The sequence below is a fragment of the Nostoc sp. genome, from assembly GCF_036918245.1.
GTDB lineage: Bacteria > Cyanobacteriota > Cyanobacteriia > Cyanobacteriales > Nostocaceae > Nostoc.
Map to the genome: position 1 here is coordinate 244,225 of NZ_JBALEF010000071.1, position 14,084 is coordinate 258,308.

The 14,084-nt window shown below is 40.8% G+C and carries 8 protein-coding genes, 1 pseudogene and 1 CRISPR repeat array (1 of these 10 running past the window's edge); of the genes and pseudogenes, 1 reads left to right on the top strand and 8 read right to left on the bottom strand.

Going from position 1 to position 14,084, the window contains the following annotated elements; translation table 11 throughout:
- A CRISPR array of direct repeats spans positions 1-970; the repeat unit is 37 nt; unit sequence ATTGCAATTCATCAAAATCCCTATTAGGGATTGAAAC (it extends 156 nt beyond the left edge of the window).
- A gap of 88 nt (positions 971-1,058) precedes the next feature.
- The 8 genes and pseudogenes from hetF to V7L12_RS20920 all read right to left on the bottom strand — a co-directional run.
- Entirely contained in the window at positions 1,059-3,605 is a 2,547-nt protein-coding gene (gene hetF, locus V7L12_RS20885; RefSeq protein WP_335087133.1) for a cell division protein HetF, read from the bottom strand.
- 987 nt (positions 3,606-4,592) lie between these two features.
- The gene (locus tag V7L12_RS20890; protein WP_335087135.1) at positions 4,593-4,817 is read right to left on the bottom strand and encodes a hypothetical protein; all 225 of its coding nucleotides are present in this window, start codon (positions 4,815-4,817) and stop codon (positions 4,593-4,595) included.
- A 603-nt stretch (positions 4,818-5,420) separates the two neighbouring features.
- Positions 5,421-6,176 (bottom strand): FHA domain-containing protein, encoded by a 756-nt coding sequence (locus tag V7L12_RS20895; protein ID WP_335087137.1) that lies wholly within the window; start codon positions 6,174-6,176, stop codon positions 5,421-5,423.
- 693 nt (positions 6,177-6,869) lie between these two features.
- A complete protein-coding gene (locus V7L12_RS20900) occupies positions 6,870-8,465 on the bottom strand; it encodes a serine/threonine-protein kinase (protein ID WP_335087139.1) in 1,596 nt (531 codons plus the stop codon).
- 470 nt (positions 8,466-8,935) lie between these two features.
- Positions 8,936-9,766, bottom strand: a complete 831-nt coding sequence (locus V7L12_RS20905; protein ID WP_292748868.1) for a phytoene/squalene synthase family protein — start codon at positions 9,764-9,766, stop codon at positions 8,936-8,938.
- Between the two features lie 1,098 nt (positions 9,767-10,864).
- Positions 10,865-11,308 carry an acyl-CoA thioesterase gene (locus V7L12_RS20910; protein ID WP_334926929.1) on the bottom strand — a complete coding sequence of 148 codons (444 nt, stop codon included), beginning with the start codon at positions 11,306-11,308 and terminating at the stop codon, positions 10,865-10,867.
- A gap of 41 nt (positions 11,309-11,349) precedes the next feature.
- Positions 11,350-11,937 (bottom strand): TetR/AcrR family transcriptional regulator, encoded by a 588-nt coding sequence (locus V7L12_RS20915; protein ID WP_335087142.1) that lies wholly within the window; start codon positions 11,935-11,937, stop codon positions 11,350-11,352.
- Positions 11,938-12,097: 160 nt separating this feature from the next.
- Positions 12,098-12,262, bottom strand: a pseudogene (locus V7L12_RS20920) (NADH-dependent alcohol dehydrogenase); the annotation flags it as partial.
- Positions 12,263-12,911: 649 nt separating this feature from the next.
- On the opposite strand from V7L12_RS20920, the gene V7L12_RS20925 reads away from it, so the two are divergent.
- The gene (locus tag V7L12_RS20925) at positions 12,912-13,709 is read left to right on the top strand and encodes a sulfite exporter TauE/SafE family protein (RefSeq protein WP_335087144.1); all 798 of its coding nucleotides are present in this window, start codon (positions 12,912-12,914) and stop codon (positions 13,707-13,709) included.
- Positions 13,710-14,084: the final 375 nt, after the last annotated feature.

Consider the following 14,084-nt stretch of genomic DNA (forward strand, 5'->3'; position numbering starts at 1 on the left):
AATTCATCAAAATCCCTATTAGGGATTGAAACACTTTCATCTATTATGACAAGGGGATTTTTCCAAATTGCAATTCATCAAAATCCCTATTAGGGATTGAAACAAGGCAACAGCATTAATCCAAGAGATAGATCAGATTGCAATTCATCAAAATCCCTATTAGGGATTGAAACCTTTTACTAAACGGCGGGACGCTTCCCAGTGGTGATTGCAATTCATCAAAATCCCTATTAGGGATTGAAACATTAAGCGATGAAGATCAGGAATGGCTAATGCCTATTGCAATTCATCAAAATCCCTATTAGGGATTGAAACTTGATTCGTCACCCTGGTAAATAAGAACTCGGCGGCATTGCAATTCATCAAAATCCCTATTAGGGATTGAAACTAATTGTTCATCAGTGCTATTCCAGTTGAAGTTCCAATTGCAATTCATCAAAATCCCTATTAGGGATTGAAACAGAGTCCATAGCGCCTTGCTAGTAGCGCATCCATGCAGATTGCAATTCATCAAAATCCCTATTAGGGATTGAAACAGCGTTTCCTAACTTCTTAGCGTGATCAACTGCGAATTGCAATTCATCAAAATCCCTATTAGGGATTGAAACAATTTCAAAACTCACGGTTCCAATGCTTGCTCCAGATTGCAATTCATCAAAATCCCTATTAGGGATTGAAACATCAATGTCATATTCACTTAAGTTGTCAATAATATATTGCAATTCATCAAAATCCCTATTAGGGATTGAAACCTGACATTCTGCTGTATTATTTTTGCAGATACAATTGATTGCAATTCATCAAAATCCCTATTAGGGATTGAAACGGAAAAAGCCAAGTAACGGAGCATTCATAACCAAATTGCAATTCATCAAAATCCCTATTAGGGATTGAAACTGCGATTGATAGTGCTAATGTCGCTATTCAAGGAAGATTACAATTCATCAAAATCCCTATTAGGGATTGAAACTTGTTGAATTTGGCATCGCCAGCCTGAATCAACAGAGCGATCGCGCTTAACATTTACTAATTAAAAGCGATCGCTCCACCACAATATATTACTGTTCTTCACCTTTTTCCTGAAGGAGCGATCGCCAATCTTCAATCGCCTTCTCCGTCCACAGCCAATTTTTAGCTAATTTATCTACCTGGAAATTTTCTCGATCGGACTTGAGAACCGTTTGCCGCAACTTGATCGCTTCATTCAGATACTGTGTTTGCTTACCACTAGATTGACTAAGTGCAGATTTATACAATCCAAGAGCTAAACCAGCATAAGAAGTTAAAGCATCTTGAGGAACTACTGTATTTCTGGATGTTGAATTTGTATTCTGTTCTTTGAGAGCTAAATTCAAAGCCTTGAACCAAGAATCATTGGCTCGATTCAGATTGCCTTCTGTGTAGTAGGCAAATCCCAAAGCGTTATTATACAAAAGTGATTCGGGTTTAGCTTTGGCAGCAGTTTCCCAGTAACGGCGGGCATCATCGACACTATAGTTATTGTCTCCAGTTTGGATAGACTGCCACGCCAATCTTCCCTTGTAAAAATTCACAGATGGATCGTCAGCTTGTTTACTGGGAATTAGTTTTAAGGAAGTTTCAGCCGCAGCTAGTGCGCCCCGATTGAGTAGTTCTTCTACAGCCAATAAGCCACCTTGCAAGTCACCCTGGCTCAATTTTTCCGTAGCAGTAGCGGTGACAATTCCAGTCGCTTCTATTTCTAAATCGATATTCGGCTGCTTTTGAATTGGTCGAGAATCAGGTAGAGACTGAGTAAGAATTTCTGGTATTTTAGGCAGTGCTTGGGGGCGATTTTGCCACCACCAATTTAAACCGATCGCAGCTGCTAACGCACTGATCCCCACAACGCCCACAATTGGCCACAGCTGGCGGCGACGGGTACGATTTCTTGGTGGGGGTGGTTGCGATGCCTGCGGCGGGCTATGCCTACGCGAAAAATTAGAATTTTGCCAATTTTCTTCAAGGTTCCCAGGAGTTGCAGGTGGCTCAGGTGGAACTTCTCCCCACAAATCTGCTGACTCTTCTGAGGAAGTTATTTCCTCTGAAACCTGGCTTTGGTGAAGACTATTTTCGCGAATTTGTTGATCTGGTTCAGTTGCAGCTTTTTGGTTATCTAGCTGACGAAACAAATCCGAAACTATCGCAGAATCTTCTTCATAGCTGGGGTCATCATACTCAATTTCATCAACCAGATCGCCCCAAGTATCTTCACCCAGCCAGTCCAACCCAGAAGAGTCACGCGTCAAACCAGTAGGAATCATGTCTTCCATTCCTAAAGGCATCTCGCTATCATCAGGCATAGCAGGGTACATCGTGGAAGTTGCCCCTAAAAGCGAACTATACTGATTCAGCGACTCCGTATTTGCGGATACCTCAGTTTCCTGACTTAAAAAACCGTCAAATTCTGGCTGGAGATATAAAATCGGTAATGCCCAGTACATCTGGTGAGAACCATAAGCAGAAATTAATCCTTGGCGCACCCGACTTACACACAAATCTACTGGATATCCCTGACTTAAGTTGCGGTAAAACAATTGTGTGAGCGTCAACGCCACTTCATCAGGAATCCGTTCTGACATCGCCAAAACGCTTCTAATTCCGCGCTTCACCAGACTTTCTGCTAAGTTTCGTTCGCCAGTATCTCCAGAGGGATTGGACGCTGCTGTATATGCCCCCAAGCAGGAATTAAACACTGCCATTTGGATATTATTGTTGACGAGCAAACCTGCCAAATCGTCCCCAGTCAAGATTTCCGTTAAGCCAGTTCTGCGACTAACAAGATAAATTTCTCCGCCATTTGCGCCTAAGTTACTATGACCAGAGTAGTGGAGAACGTGGTATCTACCTTGTTCTAGGGCTTGCGTCAGTTCTTCCCGTCCTGGTTGGTCTAATACAGTGAGTTCAATTTCGGGGAAACGATTGCGACCTTCACCAGGTCGTGACGTTTGACGGTGAAGTTCCGCTTGCAGTTTAATCGCTTCCTGTTTCTGTAAGTCAAGACGGACTTGATCTGAGGGAGAAGCAATTACCATCAAGACTCTGACACCACCTTGTTCTAGGGGTGTGGGCATATTTTGCGTAGGCGTAGCCCCCCGCAGGGATCGCAAAGGAGAAGCCCCTAAAATTCCACTTTGGAAACGAGAAAAAGCCACATAAGGCCCAGTAGCCAGAGGGCGATCGCCTGCGTGCATCACTTCCCAAGGCAAACGAGCTAATCTAGTGTCTTTTAGCCCCAAGCGTAAGCGTAGTACTTGTTGATGGTTCTGGGCAATACCTTGGGCAGTAATCCAACTATCTCTGAGAGTGCCTTGAAATAGGGCGTTATAAAATTGTTGACCCAACGCCACCAAATTCACAGAGTTTCTGGCGATATCGCTTTCATGCCCGCCAGAGGTAAATGGATCACCTTGTAACACCGAATTCAACGGGTCATTCATCAAATGCCCAGCAGCCATCAACCAATCAGCTATAGGCCAAGTCACCAATTCTTCTGCCAATGGTACCCCAGGCGCGACTTGTTCCGTCCGCACCAAGTAGTCATTTTGCCCTACTGGGGTTACGGAAATATGGAATTCCTGGGTCACAACTTCTCCTGTCCGCCTCCTAAATCTGGTTTGAAACGCGAAAGTTTCAAGTCGATTTTTCGCTTCCTCTGATAATTTAGATGCATCCCGCCCCTGAATGTTTCTGATTCGGTGTCGTTTTGGTTTTTCTGCCTTTACAACTTTATCCGGATCGGATTACTTGGGTCTAGAACACTTAATTGGTAGATGCACCTTGATCTTCAACTCCCCTAGTTGGCTAACACCCACTGGGGGTTTTTTTATTTTTGGCAAACAACAGCAACTTCTGACGCAGATATTCTCTACCAGAAAATAGTGCTTAATCCTAGAATACTTGATTAATAGATGGATGTCCCTTGATCTTTAACTCCCCTAATTGAGTTAATATCCACTTTTGTTTTTTTGACACACGACAACAATCAATTTTCTAATAAATTTATCCGGAGCATGGTGGTTAAACCTAGAACATTTAAGTGGTAGATGCACCCTGATAACTAGCTCCCCTGGTTGGCTAACGCCCACTGGGGGTTTTTTTATGAAAATTGAGTGCTATTGATTAACCCTGACACACCCATTTTGTTAAGCAGCGCACCGATCGTTTAATTGGTAGGTCTGTCCTGATAACTAACCCCTCTGAGGTTTTTCTTCGCTCGACAAACAGTAACAACTTCAACCTCTGCTAATTTATCCGGTAGCGACCCATTTATTTTAGAAAAGATTATTGGTAGATGCACCCTGATAACTCACTCCCCTGGTTGGTTAACACCCACTGGGGGTTTTTTCTAGTTGCGTCACCGATAACGAACGCGAATGCGTCTCGTAGAGAAATCTTAGCGAGTCTTTTCCTCTCAGAGATGCTACGCGTAGCTTGCTTCTCCATAGGGGTACGAGCTTTACAGCCCATCGTAGACATCGCCTCTAATTTAGTTCATTTTTCCCGGAAGCTACTAGCTGCCCCTAGAAAAGATTATTGGTAGATGCACCCTGATAACTCACTCTCCTAGTAGGTTAACACCCACTGGGGGTTTTTTTATTTAAAAAAATAACTGACCCTGATAACTCACTCCCCTGATAGGTTAACACCCAGTGGGAGTTTTTTCTACTAGTTGCCTTACCAATAGCGATCGCGAATGCGTCTCCTAGAGAAATATCAGCGAGTCTTTTCCTCTCAGAGATGCTACGCGTAGCTTGCTTCTCCATAGAGGTACGAGCGTCACAGCCCGTTGTAGACATCGCCATCAACTCTAATTTAGTTCATTTTTCCCGGAAGATACTGGCTGCCCCTAGAAAAGATTATTGGTAGATGCACCCTGATAACTCACTCTCCTAGTAGGTTAACACCCACTGGGGGTTTTTTTATTTAAAAAATAATTGACCTTTGTACAAATTTATCCGGAGTATGGTCTTCAACCTGAGAACATTTAATTGGTAGATGCACCCTGATAACTAACTCCCCTAGTAGGTTAACACCCACTGGGGGGTTTTTTTCCGTAGACGCGTAGCGGTGAGCCACATAACTGGAGTACATCACTATCACTGTTGCTACTGCTGGTAGACCTTGAGTATCCTCCTGTTGCCAGGATAGAGCAGAAATTACTCACTCAATCCCTGAATCGCTTTCTTTTTATTGTGAGCTAGAGATGCCACTCCAAAATGATTGCTATGATATTTAATCACATTCTTAATTTTTTTTATATATTTTGACGAGTTCCCTTTTAACTTTCACTATTTGTCTGCCTGTCTGCCTCAGCAAATCTTACCTTCTTACTCAGCACAGACTAACAGACTAAATGTCACGCTATCCATGTACAGTGCTCCTGAAGCAATTGAAAACTGCTAGAAGTTCCAATTTTTTAGCTGGCTGGGATTAGACGGTATTTGTGTAGTAAACAGGCGGTCTAAAATTTCTGATTTCTGTTCTGAACTGAAGTTGTCATAAAAATTTTCAACCTTCTCAACTATTCCGAAATTTCTCAAAGCCTCTAAATTAGAATCTGATTTTTCAGTTAGAGATTTTTGTCTATTCTGGGAATAAGTAAGCATATCTACTGTATGATTATTCCTGCGATGCACAAGCTGCATCAATAAATCCATTGCAACAGTTGGCAGAACACAGTAGGTAGAAGTCACAAAAAAATCAAAAGTCATATTTCCTAGACGGATGCGATCGCCATCTTTGAGCTTGATCGGCCTAAAAGCGCGATTACCATTCACAAACGAGCCATTGGTACTGTTGAAATCACTTAAGTAAAAGCCTTGCTCGTCAATATACTGAATAGCAGCGTGGCGACGAGACAGATGATTGTCAGCAATGCAAATACCACTGGTGCGATTACGACCTATCGTCCAGATTTGTTGTGGCTGTCGTAAACTCTGAGTCTGATTGTCACCCAAGTTAGTCATCAAATAAACAGCAGTATTATCCACTACACCATGTACGTAACCCGCCTTGACTCTCCTCAACGACGGTTGAGATAGGTTTTCTAGCTGAAGAATCTCATCTAGAAGGCTGCTGTGGTGTTCATACAACTTGAGGAATACTTGATATAAAGTTAATCGGCGTTCTATTTCCGTTTGTGCAAAGTCAGTCATTATACGTAAACCTTATACTACCTGATTTCGGTTGTGATATACTTCTCAAGCCTACAATCAGGGATAATTGATTTTTTGCTTTTTGCTGCAATCTGAAAAATTTAGTGGTTTAAGATCATTCTATTTTAAAAATTTTAGGTACGAGATTCACTGTTGTTTATAGCCATAAAAAGCATGTAAGTATCTTTATAAAATTATTATGATGCTTTATTGTTTATTGTAAATAATCAATTGTTATTTGTAACAGATAAAAATCATAAAGATTTCATGAATAATTGACAACCATCTACGTATTTTTGCCAGATAGTTGCAGATTTCTTAATATTCGTGATAGTGATGGCTATCGATCAACCTAAACATTATATATATTTGGTTAATTCTGAATGAATCTAAGTTTTTATCAAGAATAATCAGGGCTAATTTTCCCAGATGTGAGAAAAGTTTAGCCTTGTGATTCTTATAAAATAAGTGTTTTAAAATTGTTAATAAAAATGGAGAGCTTAAAAGCAGGGAGTTGAGGCTATTCTGCTAATCTAAAATAATTGATTTCAATAAAAAGGGTTCATCCGTCAGGATAATCTAGAATCTAATATAGGAGAATATTCGGATAGAACTACAGCGACAAGAGAGGCTATTCCCGATGAATTGGGAAACCCCATCCGTCTATAGGTTGGGGTAATTCACGCTTTAAAATCACAACAAACCTCGTTTCCCATTGGGACGCACGGTCATCCAATTTGTTTTTGCTAGTGCTAGCTGCTCATCAGAAATTTTGGCACTGGTGAGATTAGCACCACAGAGATTAGCTCCTCGGAGGTTAGCATTGCTGAGATAAGCATTGCTAAGGTCTGCGCCTCGCAGGTCTGCTCCTTCTAAATCAGCATGATTAAAGTATGCTTTGCTCAAATTAGCATCCTTAAGATTTGCTCGAGTAAGACTGGCTCTGCCAAAGTCACTATTGTGAAGATTAGCTCCCTGAAGATTGGTTTTTTGCAATTGAGCAGAATGGAAATTTGTTTGAGATAAATCAGCACCTTGCAGATTTAGCAAATTTAAATTGTGTAAGGCAAAATCTCGTCTTCCCTTCAGATAAGCTGTTAATAAACCTTGGGTATCTAACTTTCGCCCAACTTTAGAATTTTGAACTTGTGAACCATTGCTGTTGCTAGTGAAAGTCGTTGATTTGGCCATCCCAGAACCCTGGTATAATCCCGCAACTTCCGCTGCCTTGGCTCGTCTAGCACGAATCGCTGCCGCTACCTGTGCCACTCCAGTGCTGGTAGCAGCAGGGTTGTTACATAAAACAGCAGAATTTTCCAGGTGGTTATGTGTTCGCTCTTTAGATCCATTATCAGATTTAATCAGCAAACCCTTTGCTAAACTATCTAAGTATGGTTCTATTTCCAATGCTCTGAGAACTTCTGCCGCTGACTGATAGCGATTACGTACAGACACCTCTAACATTTTTCGCAACACATTGCCCAAGTGATCGCTCACTTGCACAAGTTGCTCCCACATCATCTCGCCAGTGTTGGGATTGTAATCTAAATCTTTAGGAGTTTTGCTAGTCAGTAAATAAATGCATGTTACCCCTAATGCATAAATATCACTGGCGTAAACTGGACGCATAGCCATTTGCTCTGGAGGTGCAAAACCAGGAGTACCAATAGCATACGCAGTTAATGCTGTCTGTCCTGATGGGCCTGTCGCACTTTGGCTAATTTGGTTTTTGACGGCACCAAAGTCGATGAGTACCATTCTCGCATCTTGGGTGCGGCGGATTAAGTTGGCTGGCTTGATATCACGGTGAATCACCTTTTGCTCGTGGATGTATTGCAACAGTGGCAAAATCTCGCTCAAAAATTGCTTAACTCCAGTTTCGCTCAAGATGCCATTAAGTTTGACCTCCTCTTGCAAGGTATCGCCACTGATATATTCTTGAACTAAGTAGAATTGCTCATGATCTTCAAAATAGTCTAACAATCTTGGTACTTGGGGATGATTGCCAATCTTACCTAGAGTTTTGGCTTCTCGCTCAAAGAGTTCTCTGGCCATCTGCAAAACGTGTGGGGCGCTTCCTGATGGGCGTAATTGTTTGATGACGCAACTCGGTTCTCCTGGTAAGCCTTGATCATTGGCTAGGAAGGTCGCTCCAAAGCCACCCTGACCTAATGGTTTGATCACCTGATAGCGATCGCGCAACAGTAGTTGCGAGCCACAAGACTGACACCTTTGGCTATATACCAAATTTTCTGGATTGGAACAGGTAGGATTTAAGCAGTAGCTCATGCACTCTCAACTCGCTGCACGAATAATCACGGGGAGTGTTATACTCCCTTTCAATTATTTAGACATTAATCAACTCTTGCCAGGTAATTTTTGCTGGAAATCCTTTGAAGATTTCCTAAAGTTTAACTGAGATTACCTAAAGCGATCGCTAAACAAGATTATTTATTATACTTAACATTGGCAAATACTGTTTATACTACTTTCTACCAATTCGTAATTACTAATGACGCTCTCTCAAGGCTTGTGGCTGCATCGTGCTGCTATCCCATTGAAAAAGTCAGCTTTAATCTGGTTTGTTTGCATGGGAGAATTGGTATTTAAAGGTATTGGAGGGCAGTGCCCAACGCCAGTTACTATATTGGGGAAACCCCAAGACTGCACTGGCTACTCTACAAAAAATTGCTGTAGAATTTTGGATGCCCAAATTTGGAGGCAATTTAGAATCATCTCCATTAGTCGTTAAGAGATTATTAGCTAGCTTTCATGTTCACACTAATCAGCTGTTCGATAAGTGCAAAAACATCACTCCGGCTGAGTTTCTCTTTACCATTAGCAAGGGCGTCAAGAGTGCCGTTTGCCAAGGTGAAGGGGATTTGACAAAAATCTAAGGCTGGCCCGGTAGGAAGGTCTTTGATATAAGCTTCTGCCAGGGCTAGATTGCGCCGAGCATACTCTTGCATATTTTCTGCACTCCAACCTTCTGGGAAGAATTCTACCCCACGCCCCAAATCTTCAGTATGGTTACGCAAGATATTGACTGCTTGTAAACCCCGACCAAAACCAATCGCCTGGGTACGGTTCGTTTGTGTTCCATCATACCAAGTCCACAAGTCAGAAAGTAACAGTCCCACTGCACCTGCAACTCCAAAGGTATAACGATCTAAATCAGATTCTGTATAAATTTTCCAGTTTTTTTCTGCCCAATAAGCCATCCGGTCTGCCATTGCAGCAGTGGCATCCCAAATTCGAGGTGCAATGGTGTCTGGTGCTAGCAGTGACCATTCTCTAATCCTCAAAGTGACTTCTTCTAATGAATTCTCATACCCACTAAATCCTGCAAAGAAAGCATCTACCGCGAAGCCATCAACTCCTGCCTGTAATGTCAGGCTAATGGTTCTTAATAACTTTGCTTTAGTAGCGTTATCTAGTTCGGGATGATCTTCAATTTCATCAATGGCACGCATACACAAATATGCTGATGCTACTGCTTCTTGTAATCCTGGCGGTAAAACACTAATTGGGATATAAAAAGTTCGGCTAGTTTCTTTAAGGATTTGCAATGCATCTCTACGTAAATTCATGTTTTCACTCCCCACTTGATTTTGGCACCACATGAAGTTTGCAGTTTTTTGATGATACTGGATATAGTTTTGACTAAACCTTAAAAACTATAGACTATAAGATACGCTAGTATTTCATTTAAAAATTGATAGTTTTTGGTGTTGCAATTAACAAAACTCTCAAATTTATCAAAGTTTAGTCTAGTATAGAGGTTTTTGGGTGCAAAAGTGTTTGAAGTGTCGTTTGATATAGCTTTCATAGAATTTTAGTATATATATAAAGAATTATGGTAATATTTGGTTGGATATGACGAAATTTTTCCATAAGCAAACATCCATTTTAGCGATTTGAAAGTGCTTTAAGTCTGCGTTAATCTGACTAACAAAGTGTAATTATTGTATATATAAAGACAATTGAGGAAAAGCTGACAACGGATAACAGCATTTGTACATACCTTTGGATGGGTACAGTGGTTTACCGAAGAGTTAGGGTCAGTTAAATTAGACGACATATAAGGCTGCAATGCCTGAGTTGGACTATACCTAATCGATTGGAGTCAGAACCGCCTTGCTGTTCAAAGTGACATAAAGTGACCAAAACTCAAAACAAGAAGTTCCCGTATATTTACGAGATTGACAATAAAAAAGTTGGCTGTTTGCCCACTCAACACAATATTTGTGAATATTTGACCTCTCATATCATGTCCGCTTGATTGCTTATTAAACCTAAATAACCCCAAAGAGCTTAAGCTACACTTCGTCTCCCCTCGCCGCTTGTCTTGGCTGCACACACAAGTCTTAAAAATCCAAACTTGATGAGGTTTTCCTCGTTCCCATACTCTACATGGGAATGAGATGAATAGTAAATCGAGCTTTTTTCGACTTGTGTACATGCTAGCCCCGCTTACAGAGAGGGGATTTAAGGAGAACCATCAAGAAATTAGTAAGTTTTTAGAGACCCCTCCCAATCTGCTATTACCAAGGGGAGGTGGGAGGTGCCGCAGGCAGTGGGGTTCTTTTGCGTATTCATGAAGAATCGGTATTATAGTCGAGATTATGTTTACAAACAAACCGAACAGTCTGTAAAAACTCAAAAAAATATTGAAGTATTTCTAATTATTAAATTTTCTGAATCCCTTGTTGATACTGTAAATATTTTTTCTGTAATTCCTCTGGAATGGGAATAAGACAATTATTTTGCAGACTGACAAAACCACCCTTCTGACTAGCCACTGCTGCTAACTCATTGTTAGATAAAATTTCGGCTTGCACAGTCCACTTTAAGCGTCCTAAACTACTCAGCCATAAACGTCCAATCACCCGATCAATAATCTTTATCGGACGTTTATATTCAATTTCAGTTCCGGCTAGAATTGGTGTATATCCTTGCTCAATTTGTTGATTGAGTTGCCAATGTTCATCTAAAAACTTTAGACGTAAATCCTCTAGCCATCTGATATACACGATATTACTCACAATTCCCATAAAATCAATGTCGTATGTTTTTACAGGAATTGCTAATACTACTTCTAATGGTCTGTGTAAGTTGTTATTTACTAGCATTATTTCTCTTGATATTTTTTAATACTGCTCGGTCTGTTCAATTAAAGAGAAGTTTCTAAGTATTGATTCAGGTGATTAATTACCCTATGGATATGAATTGAATCTCCATAAAGCTTGCTCATCATTATGCCTCCTTCCAGCGTTGCAATTATGATGGTAGCGATTTCATCAACACTCACTTCCGGGCGAATTTCACCCTTTTCAATTCCTTTTTCAATAATTCCACAAATTAGATGCAGCCAAGAGTTCATCGCTTGTTGAGCGCGTTCTCGCAACGCTGGATGAGCATCATCACTTTCCACAGCAGTATTCAGCAGTGGACACCCTCCCTTGAGCGGTGGATTTTCTGCGAAGCTACTAAACACCCCAATAATTGCTTGCAGACGTTCTACTGCGTGGTGTTTGCTTTGTAATGCAAATCTAGTATGCTGCTTAATGTGAGCGATCGCAAAATCAAAAGCCTGTAGTGCGAGATCATCTTTGCTTTGAAAGTGATTGTAAATTCCTCCTTTCTGCAATCCAGTTACACGCATAATGTCTGACATCGATGAACCTGCATACCCCTGTTGATTAAACAGTTCGGCTGCTTGCTGAAGAATTCTGGTTTTTGTTTCTTCGCCTTTGGACATTACAGCGATTTTGATAGTAGGGAGTTTATTGAATTGAAAATTGCTGTAAATAAAATATTACCGACCGAATGGTTTGATTGAAGGTAGCATGATAGTTACTTGCAAGTCAAGCTTTTTTCAACACTGAGCAAAGAATTAGGCTTTGGCTATAGCCAAAGTTTGCCAATGCAGACTTCACCTGGTTATAGACGCCATTAGTTTTGATGTTACCCCCACCATAATTAATCAGGATTTTGGCATTATCAGGAATTTCAGCAGCAATGTTGGCGATTTGACCTTTGCCAAACAGGATTTTGACTGGATTGCAAAAAACAAAGTTTTCCATGAGTCATTAAACTAGGGAATCGGAATTGACCTTGAGTATTGTAATCACTTTCAGGATGTTGCCTAATTGCAGCATAAATGCGATATATCGTGTCTCTAGAAAGTTTGGAATTATCCCTATGTTTATTAACTTGTAGGTAAATTTTTTAGCAACCAGTCCGTAGGGAGTTTAACTGACTGCGGTGTATTATCCAGATAATTGAACGATATACAACGCGAATACGCTGGACGTTTAATCATGCTTACGAGTAAAATACGGTAAGTGCATCGCCTTACGTGGTTTTTATGTAAAACTGTAGAAAACCTAGTTAGAAGTTGAGTTTAGCAGAGCGACTGACCAATAAGCAGTTATCAAAGTCTGTTTGAGCTAAATGCCAGTTGTCATGCTTACAAAAACTTCCACACAGGTTTTAAGTTGTCCAGGAATCTTTGAGAAAGACAATAACTTGTCATAACTAGCCCTGTCTAGCACTGGGCTATAGTTTGGCTGAGTTGCCGTTCTTTAGCTGCTCGTAGTTAAGTCAGTGAAAAGTTATCAAGGCTTCGTTTGGGGATTTAATCAACCCTTAGCGACGCTGCTCACTTATAGAAGTGGGAGACTTAACAGGACTCTGATAACTGATAACTAATTGTTGAAACCCCCGAAGAGTATGCACTATTTATTACTACCGTTCTTAAGCTTTTTTGTTGGTATCATCGTTGGTTTGACGGGAATTGGTGGAGCGTCTCTCATCACCCCAATGTTGATTTTTATTTTTCAGGTTCCGCCTTCTATCGCTGTGAGTTCTGATGTTGTGGCCGCCACCTTGATGAAAATTGTTGGTAGCGTCAAGCATTGGGAACAGAAAACCCTCGACACAGAAGTTGTCAAATGGCTGGCATTTGGGAGTGTTCCAGGCTCACTGTTCGGAGTGGGGATTTTGCACTTCATTAAACATACAGGTGAGTCTAACCTGGATAATATCTTGTTCCGTTTGCTTGGCGGGATGATTTTGCTAGTCACAGTTTTAGCACTAGTGCAATTGTTGTTATTGACTTTTTTCCCCAAATTTAATTTACCCGAACTGCCAAAATTAGACTTAGAAACTAACTTTGGTCGATTTATGACAATTACTTTGGGAGCAATTTTAGGCTGTTTGGTTGGTCTAACTAGCGTCTCATCAGGTTCAATGTTTGCCCTAGTGCTGATTGGGTTTTTCCGCCTTGATGCACGGAAGTTAGTGGGTACAGATATTTCACACGCAGCGATTTTACTGCTGTTTACAGCCCTTGGTCATCTGAGCTTGGGAACAGTTGATTGGAATTTGGTACTGCCTATATGGCTAGGTTCTGTGCCTGGGGTGTTACTAGGTGCTAAAATCTGCCAAGTAGCTCCCCAGCGCCCACTACGGTTTATCATTTATGCCATTTTGATGATGGTAAGTTGGAAATTAGTTCATCAGGTTTGACACTCTCAGATGGATGTTTGAAAAGTTCTTACTAGGCGCTAAAATCTGCCCATTGTTAGTCACTGACTTTCATACTGTTAATCTAATCAGTTTTTGAAACTGGGTTTAACATAAAGTTTTGCTTCTACTATTTTCCTAATCAATAAAGGTCATAGTCGAATCTAAAAACGTGGAGTTAGTGTTTGTCACTTTCTCTTTCGTTTACCCTCTCTTACAACCCACGTTATGCGGGTGCGCTCGGAAAATATTGAATTTAACACCCACAAAACGGTTATTAACCTGACAATCACTTTTCCCAGCAATACGATCTGTTTATTTCCGTCAACCTTTACTAGTAGGTGTTTCTATAGTTTTTAAATATTCTTAAATTTTTAT

Coding starts and splice junctions, on each gene's coding strand:
- V7L12_RS20905 (WP_292748868.1), bottom strand. CDS start 9,766: ATGAATTTACGTAGAGATGCATTGCAAATCCTTAAAGAAACTAGCCGA.
- V7L12_RS20910 (WP_334926929.1), bottom strand. CDS start 11,308: ATGCTAGTAAATAACAACTTACACAGACCATTAGAAGTAGTATTAGCA.
- V7L12_RS20925 (WP_335087144.1), top strand. CDS start 12,912: ATGCACTATTTATTACTACCGTTCTTAAGCTTTTTTGTTGGTATCATC.
- V7L12_RS20900 (WP_335087139.1), bottom strand. CDS start 8,465: ATGAGCTACTGCTTAAATCCTACCTGTTCCAATCCAGAAAATTTGGTA.
- V7L12_RS20890 (WP_335087135.1), bottom strand. CDS start 4,817: ATGTCTACAACGGGCTGTGACGCTCGTACCTCTATGGAGAAGCAAGCT.
- V7L12_RS20915 (WP_335087142.1), bottom strand. CDS start 11,937: ATGTCCAAAGGCGAAGAAACAAAAACCAGAATTCTTCAGCAAGCAGCC.
- V7L12_RS20895 (WP_335087137.1), bottom strand. CDS start 6,176: ATGACTGACTTTGCACAAACGGAAATAGAACGCCGATTAACTTTATAT.